The organism is Noviherbaspirillum suwonense (assembly GCF_900182955.1).
Lineage (GTDB): Bacteria > Pseudomonadota > Gammaproteobacteria > Burkholderiales > Burkholderiaceae_D > Noviherbaspirillum_A > Noviherbaspirillum_A suwonense.
In genome coordinates, this window is sequence record NZ_FXUL01000065.1 from 1 (window position 1) to 1,567 (window position 1,567).

Sequence of the window (1,567 nt, forward strand, 5' to 3'; positions counted from 1 at the left end):
CTTTCAATTACCCACAACTTTGGCTGGAGGCAGACGCGTTTATGCGCATTGCGTAGACTTGAAACCGAGGCAATGCCGAAGAGGTGGGACGATGACGAAGCTTACTCAGCAGTTTCCCTTTCCAGTTAGTAAAGTGCCCGTTCCCGAGGCCGTCGAAGCCAGTACGAGTTGGGTTTCTGAAGAGACCGGCACATGCGACTTTCAGGACGCGCGTTTGTCGAAGCGACTTCGCGTGCTCCTGGGCCAACTGGCAAGTGATGTTGGTGCCCCCATTCCGTTTGCATGCCAAGATTGGGCAAATACGAAGGCCGCGTACCGGTTTTTGTCCAACGAAAGTGTAAATGAGGCTGCTATTCTTGCTGGGCATTTCCAGTCGACGGCCGGTCGCTTCGCTGCCTGTCGCGGCCCTGTTCTTGTGTTACAGGATACGACCGCCTTTACCTACTATCGCAATAACCCCAAGGCAATTGGCGAGCCCTATAAGGCCATTGTGAAGAACGGCGTCGCGCGCAAGCAAACCAAGGCCATGTGCGGGATTCTGATGCACTCGAGCCTGGCAGTAACAACTGAGGGCGTGCCGCTCGGACTGGCAGCCATCAAGTTCTGGAGCCGACGTTGCTACAAGGGTTGCAATGCCCTCAAGCGGAAGGTCAATCCTACCCGCGTGCCGATTCAACAAAAAGAAAGTATCCGCTGGCTTGAGAACTTGCGGCAATCGACTCGCTTGTTTGCTGACCCGGAAAGGTGCGTGCATGTAGGCGACCGGGAAAGCGATATTTATGAATTGTTCTGCACCGCGTGTGAACTAAAGACTCACTTCCTTGTGCGTACGTGTGTCGACCGTCTGGCAGGAGATGGGCGGCACACGATTGCCAACGAGATGGACGAAGTGCGGGTGAAGGGACTACATCATGTCGAAGTCGTCGATAGCCAGGGCAAACCGGCTTGGGCGACGCTTGAGCTACGCTATCGGCGTGTTCACGTTCTCCCTCCGATTGGCAAGCAGAAAAACTACCCAGCGCTGAGCCTGACGGTCATTCATGCAAGAGAACGAGGCGCCCCTCGAGGAAGGAAACCCATCGATTGGAAACTGATTACGGACTTGCCGGTGTCGTCACGGTCCGAGGCGATCGAAAAATTGCACTGGTATGCGCAGCGCTGGAAAATTGAGACGTTTCATAAAATTCTGAAATCAGGTTGTAAGGCAGAAGATGCGAAGCTGAGAACAGCTGATCGGCTTGCGAACCTGGTGTCCATCCTTTGTATCGTAAGCTGGCGCATCTTCTGGATGACGATAATGAATCGCGCGCTTCCTGATGTTCCGGCAACGCTCGCACTGACTCAAGCCGAAACTGACTTGCTTGATCGGCTTGTAGTAGATAAGCGAAACGCAGTTGGCTCAGGGGATCTATCCCACTATCTGAACAAGATTGCGAGGCTGGGCGGATACCTCGACCGTGCTCACGATGCTCCGCCAGGCAATACTGTCATGTGGCGCGGACTGACCCGCCTCATTTACATTGAGCTTGGCTTCAATATCGGGACAGAACTTATGGGTAAATGAAAG

At 53.9% G+C, this 1,567-nt stretch carries 1 protein-coding gene; it reads left to right on the forward strand.

Going from position 1 to position 1,567, the window contains the following annotated elements:
* The first annotated feature begins 91 nt into the window (after positions 1-91).
* Positions 92-1,564, forward strand: coding sequence for an IS4 family transposase (locus QOL82_RS29095; RefSeq protein ID WP_283445816.1), 1,473 nt, complete (start codon positions 92-94; stop codon positions 1,562-1,564).
* The last annotated feature ends 3 nt before the right edge of the window (positions 1,565-1,567 follow it).

Coding starts and splice junctions, on each gene's coding strand:
- QOL82_RS29095 (WP_283445816.1), top strand. CDS start 92: ATGACGAAGCTTACTCAGCAGTTTCCCTTTCCAGTTAGTAAAGTGCCC.